The sequence below is a fragment of the Longimicrobiaceae bacterium genome, assembly GCA_035696245.1.
GTDB lineage: Bacteria > Gemmatimonadota > Gemmatimonadetes > Longimicrobiales > Longimicrobiaceae > DASRQW01.
Genome location: DASRQW010000001.1, coordinates 1 through 5,765 on the forward strand (window position 1 = coordinate 1; position 5,765 = coordinate 5,765).

A 5,765-nucleotide genomic window follows, 5' to 3' on the forward strand; every position below is an offset into this window, starting at 1 on the left:
CATCACCGGCGGCGGCGCGCTGCTGCGGGGGCTGGACCAGCGCCTGAGCGTGGAGACCGGCCTCGCCATCCACATCGACGACGACCCGCTGCGCTGCGTGGTGCGCGGCGCCGGCATGGTCCTCGACGAGTGGACCCGCTACGGCTCCGTCCTCACCCAGTAGCGTCTTGGGGAGATGCGCGGCGTCGCGGCGTCGGGAGATGCACGGCAGGCCATCATCCCTCGTCCCGGCCCGCATCTTCCTGCACCCGCCACCGCCCGCCGCTCCTCCGCCGATGCGAGGCGGTGCGCGTCCGCCGAGTCACCGCGGTCGACAGCCTCTCATCCGGAGCGGCCCCGTCCGCCGATGAACGGATGACGAGCGGCGCCCGCATCTGACGGGCACGGCGCCGGTGTTTCTCCTTCCTACCGACCCATCTCCCACCGATCCACCCGACCCCCCGCGACAGGAGGCGACACGTTGGAGCACCTCAAAGCGCTGATCCGTGACGTGCCGGACTTTCCCGTGCCCGGCATCCTGTTCCGCGACGTGACGCCGCTGCTGCGCGACCCCGCCGGTCTGGCGGACGTGGTGGAGCACCTCGCCGAGCGCTACCGCGGCGCGGGCATCGACGCGGTGGCGGGCATCGAGTCGCGCGGGTTCATCTTCGGGGCGCCGCTGGCGGTGGCGCTGGGCATCGGATTCGTGCCCATCCGCAAGCTGGGCAAGCTGCCGGCGGACAAGATCAGCCGCGAGTACGCGCTGGAGTACGGCACCAACTGCCTGGAGATGCACCGCGACGGCGTGGCCCCCGGCGAGCGCGTGCTGCTGGTGGACGACCTGCTCGCCACGGGCGGCACCGCCCGCGCCGCCGCCGAGCTGGTGGAAGAGGTGGGCGGAAAGATCGCCTCCGTCGCCGTCGTCATCGAGCTCGCCTTCCTCGACGGCCGCAAGCTCCTCGACAGCTACGACGTCCACTCCATCCTGACGTACTGACCGCCCACAGCCCCGCCCCGAATCTATCTCATTGTAGGGGTGCGATTTATCGCATCCGAAGACATTCCGGGGTAGGGATGGACGGGCTGGCGATGGCCGCATCGCCCTGGCGGCTAAAGCCGCGGGCTACGAAGGCGCGAAGCCCGCCTGCGCGGGCTGCTGCCGCATCATGGTCGAGGTGAGTGCGCTTGGCCGCTACTGGGATCGATGCTGAACGACCCTCCCCAGGAAATCTGAGGAGGGTCGTCGTATGTCGGCGTGGGGCAAGAGTGGTCGCGTCAGTTCCAGCGCATGCGGCTCCGCGCGTTCCAATAGGCCTTCGGCTCCTCTGCGAGCGAGGCGAGGCGTGCGAGGGCTTCGTCGTCGAGAGATACGTCGAGCGCGGCGGCGTTGGAGACGAGCTGGGCGGGCGTCGCGGCGCCGCTGAGCACCACGTCGGCCCATGGCTGCGCGAGGGCGGCGGCCAGGGCCAGCGCGTCGGTCGTCACGCCCAGCCGCTCCGCCTCGGTGCGCAGCGCCGCGAGCCTGGGCGCGAAGGCCGGCTCCTCGTTGCGCTCGGTGAGGCGGCCGTTCGCCAGCGCCTCCTTCACCACCACGCCCATCCCCGCCGCGTGCGCCTCCCGCAGCGCATCTCCCGCCGAGGGTTCCAGCAGGTTCCACGTGGCCTGCACCGCGTCGAACAGCGGTGCGCCGCCCACCGTGACCGCCATGGCGCGCCGAAGCGTCTCGGCCTGGCGGGCTCCGCTGAGCGACAGGCCGATGGCGGTTCCGCCCGCCCGCAGCGACGCCAGCTCGTCCAGCACGCGCGGGTCGTCCAGCACGCCGCTCTCCAGCGTGGCGGAGTGGATCTGGTACAGGTCGAGATGGCCGGCCAGCAGCTCGCGCGTCTCGCGCAGCTGGCGCTGGAGCACGGGCAGCGAGTGCTCCTTCACCTCGTGCACCTCGGCCCGCACCTCCCAGTCGGCCGTGTAGGTGTAGCCCCACTTGGACCCCACCGCCACGTCGCCTGGCGCGATGCCGTGCGACACCAGCCACGAGCCCAGGAAGCGCTCGGCCTTGCCGTACGAGCGCGCCGCGTCGAAGTAGCGCACGCCGGCCGCCCACGCCGCGTCCAGCACCCGGTGGGCGCGCGCCTCCATGGCCAGCACGCTGTACTGGCCGTGCAGGTCGCCGCCGTGGCCCAGGTTGATGTAGCCCGGCCTGCCCAGCGCGGCCAGCCCCAGGCCCAGCCGGCTGACCGTGAGGCCGCTCCGTCCCAGCCTTCGCAGCTCCATCGCGTGGCCGGCCTCTCGTTGCAGGGGTGTGTGCATGGGCGGACTCCGGTGGCGTGTATGTGTTGGCCGCACCCGCGCGTCCAGGCGTCGCCTGGCACGGAACTGGCCGCCGGAGCGCGCTCCCGCACGCCCCACCCGGCCCCGCAACCGCGCGAACGGACCCATATGGATCAAGAGCTCGATACCTCGCTGCAGGTCCTCCGCAGCGCGAAGACCGTCGCCGTGCTGGGCATGAAGGGCGACGACCAGCCGGACTCGCCCGCCCACGGCGTGCCGATGTACCTGGAGGCGCACGGCTACACCATCATCCCCGTGAACCCCGCCCTCGCGGCCAAGGGCTACCCCGGCGCGGTCGCCAGCCTGGCGGACCTGAAGGACGCGCCCGACGTGGTGCAGGTCTTCCGCCGCCCCGAGGCCGTGGCCGCGCACGTGGACGAGCTGATCGCGCTGCACCCCGGCACCGTGTGGCTCCAGCTGGGCATCCGCAACGACGAGGCGGCGAAGAAGCTGGAGGCGGCCGGCATCCGCGTGGTGCAGGACCGCTGCATGTACCGCGACCACCACGCGCTCGCCCAGGCGGGACTGCTCTAGGCGCGGCCGGAGGGGCGCGGAATGTCGTTGCGAGGCAAGAACCAATCCCGCCGAGGGCCAGCCCCTTTCATGGCTACCCGCCGCGGGTGCGGGTGTGCCGGATGGCACGATCTTCGCTTTGCGCCGGGTCCATAAGCATTCGTTTCCACCCCGGCGATGACGTCTATGCGATTGAAAGCTACATGGTTAGGGGCCGCGCTGCCCGTCACGTTGTCGCTCCTCGCGGCGTCCCCGGCGCTGAGCGGGCAGCAGGACACCACGCGCGCGGCGGCGTCCAGCGACCCGCGCCCGTTCTCCATCCTGGTGGACCTGTCCGAGCGGCAGCTGTACGTGCGCCGCGGCGACGACGTGATCGAGACCTTCCAGGTCGCAGTGGGCACCGACGCGCACCCCACGCCCAAGGGCACGTACCGCATCCGCAAGATCGTATGGAACCCGCGGTGGGTTCCGCCCGACGAGAAGTGGGCGCGCGGCAAGCGGCCGCAGCCGCCGGGCAGCCCCAACAACCCCATGGGGCGCGTGAAGCTCTTCTTCGTGGAGCCGGACTACTACATCCACGGCACGCGCAACGAGGAGTCGCTGGGGCAGGCCGAGTCGCACGGCTGCGTGCGCATGCGCAACCCGGAGGTGATCCGGCTCGCCACGTCCGTCATGGAGAACGGGGGCGAGCAGCGGCCGCCCAGCTGGTTCCGGCGCGTGATCAACCGCGTCACGCACACCGAGCAGGTGCAGCTGCCGCAGCCCGTGCAGGTCACCATCCGCGAATGACGGCGCTCGTGTGATGACGAACGGGTAGAGGTTGATCGATCCCGGATGACGAAGAGGCCCCGCGGACGCGTTCCGTGGGGCTTCTTCGCTTCTCCGAGCCGGGTGTCGGATGTGGTTCGTGCGGTGGACCACTCCGGAGCCGGCCGGGCGGTACAGCCTGCCCGTCCGTCTCCTCCGCGGGGTCGGGGAGCCTCCTCCTCCGGCGGGCCGATACTGCCTGGCCCGCCTCCGTCCGGGGTCTCCCCGCCCGCGGCGGGAGCCTCGCGTGCTCCGTGCACGCCGCCACATCACGCCGCGCGAGTCTCCCGCCGCACATCGCTTTTCGGGTACGACGAACATCGATATCAGGCTGTCACAGCGGGACGCACGTGGGGATAGGGTCCCCACGAGTGGCTCACCTGTCGCTCATGGTTTCCGCGTCCGTTGACGGACTCGCGATGAGGAAGGGGTCCGGGACGACATCGCCCCGGACCCCTTCGCGTTCCCGCATCACCAGACCGTGCGGCGTTACTTCACGCCGTGGCAGGGCTGGCCTTCCCAGACCTTCTTCCAGCGCCCCCCGGAATCGGCGGAGACGGCCTCGTACCAGGGCTGGTCCGGGCCGAAGACCTGCACGAGCACGTCGGTGCCGCCGCGGCCGTTCCAGTTCAGGTAATCCACCAGGTGCGGTGCGGCCTTGCCGCCCTTGCGGTAGTCGCGCGCCTCGGAGTAGAAGGGCGTGTAGCCGGTGCGCTGCTCGTAGCTCGCCATGTAGAACACGCTCCACCCCTCGGGGTCGCCGGGGCCCACGGCAAGCTGGTCGCCCACCAGGTACGTGGCCGCCATCTCCGGGCTGCCCGCGCCCTGCACCTCGATGGCCTGCACGTCCCGCTGCGCGCCGGGCCACGACCGCGGGCGCTGGAGACCGCCGTTCAGCACCAGCCGCTCGGCGATGATGGAGGCGAAGGTGGTCATGCTGCCGTTGATGGCCGGCGGCGCGTACTCGGTGCTCACCGGCGGCGCCAGGCCCTTGCGGAAGGCCAGGAACTCGCGCACGTCCGCCGCGGCGGCGACGGCGGTCGCGGTGCCCGTGGCGGTGGGGACGCCGCATGCCGTGGCCGGGCCGTTGCCCTGCACGCTCACGGTGCCCACCGGCGCGCCGCGGCGGAAGAGCTGCAGCTCCGCGCCGGGCGCCATCACCGCGTCGCGGAAGCGCGACTCGTACGCGGCGGCGGCCACGCCGGCCGGGCGCCGCAGCGTGCGCAACGAGTCGCCGCTGACCTCCGCCACGGGCACGATGCGCACGCCGTTCCCCTCGCGCGTGACGTGGAAGAGCACGCTGCCGCGGGGCAGGCCCAGGTCCGCGAACGTCTGCGCGTCCGGGGTCACCACGGGGCCGCCGGTGGCGGGCGGAGGGGGCACCAGCTCCACGTTGGCGCCGCCCCATCGGACGTTGTCGCAGGCGGAGAGAGCGGTTAGAATCAGGAGCGACGACGTGCTGCGTACGGTGCGTTTGGAGACGCGCATGGACGATCTCTATTGGTGACGGGCCGGGCTGTCGTCCGGCCCGGTCTGTTCCGGGGTGCGGAAGGCGGTTCGTGCCGCTCCGCGCCCCGCGTCCCAGCAAGGAACCGGCCAGCGGACACGCGCCGACAAGGTAAGGATTCACCGCGATGCCTGCCAGATGATGGACCACGCCGAGTTCCGCCGCGTCATGGGGCACTTCGCCACCGGCGTGGCCGTGGTGACCACCACGCGCGGCGGCGGCAGCCCCGTGGGCCTCACCGTCAGCGCCGTCTCGTCCGTCTCGCTGCAGCCCACGATGGTGCTGGTGTGCGTGGAGAAGGGCGCCGATTCGCACGACGCCATCGGCGCCGCGGGGTGCTTCGCGGTGAGCTTCCTGGAAGAGGGCACGGGCGAGGCGCTCGCCCGCCGCTTCTCCGGCAAGACGGGCGGCGCCAAGTTCGACGGCGTCGAGTGGCGGCCGGAGACCACCGGGAGCCCGGTGCTGGACGACGCGCTGGCGTGGGTGGACTGCCGCCTCTCGCAGGCCCTGCCCGGCGGCGACCACACCATCTTCCTGGGCGAGGTCGTGGCCGGACACGCGCACGAGGGGAGCCCGCTGGTCTACTATCGCGGAGGGTACGGTCGCCTTGCTCCCTGAACGTCTACGCCCG

6 protein-coding genes are annotated in these 5,765 nt (G+C 71.9%); 4 read left to right on the plus strand and 2 right to left on the minus strand.

The window, feature by feature from the left end; genetic code table 11:
* The first annotated feature begins 460 nt into the window (after positions 1–460).
* Entirely contained in the window at positions 461–976 is a 516-nt protein-coding gene (locus VFE05_00005) for an adenine phosphoribosyltransferase (GenBank protein ID HET6228422.1), read from the plus strand.
* A 278-nt stretch (positions 977–1,254) separates the two neighbouring features.
* Here VFE05_00005 and VFE05_00010 read toward each other — a convergent pair whose 3' ends face one another.
* A complete protein-coding gene (locus VFE05_00010) occupies positions 1,255–2,286 on the minus strand; it encodes an aldo/keto reductase (GenBank protein ID HET6228423.1) in 1,032 nt (343 codons plus the stop codon).
* A gap of 129 nt (positions 2,287–2,415) precedes the next feature.
* Here VFE05_00010 and VFE05_00015 point away from each other — a divergent pair, with 129 nt between their 5' ends.
* Together VFE05_00015 and VFE05_00020 are read left to right on the plus strand one after the other, a co-directional pair.
* Positions 2,416–2,841 (plus strand): CoA-binding protein, encoded by a 426-nt coding sequence (locus tag VFE05_00015; protein HET6228424.1) that lies wholly within the window; start codon positions 2,416–2,418, stop codon positions 2,839–2,841.
* Between the two features lie 165 nt (positions 2,842–3,006).
* The gene (locus VFE05_00020; GenBank protein HET6228425.1) at positions 3,007–3,609 is read left to right on the plus strand and encodes a L,D-transpeptidase family protein; all 603 of its coding nucleotides are present in this window, start codon (positions 3,007–3,009) and stop codon (positions 3,607–3,609) included.
* A 507-nt stretch (positions 3,610–4,116) separates the two neighbouring features.
* Here VFE05_00020 and VFE05_00025 read toward each other — a convergent pair.
* A complete protein-coding gene (locus tag VFE05_00025; protein ID HET6228426.1) occupies positions 4,117–5,115 on the minus strand; it encodes a hypothetical protein in 999 nt (332 codons plus the stop codon).
* Between the two features lie 157 nt (positions 5,116–5,272).
* Between VFE05_00025 and VFE05_00030 the strand changes: the two genes are divergently transcribed.
* A complete protein-coding gene (locus VFE05_00030; protein HET6228427.1) occupies positions 5,273–5,752 on the plus strand; it encodes a flavin reductase family protein in 480 nt (159 codons plus the stop codon).
* The last annotated feature ends 13 nt before the right edge of the window (positions 5,753–5,765 follow it).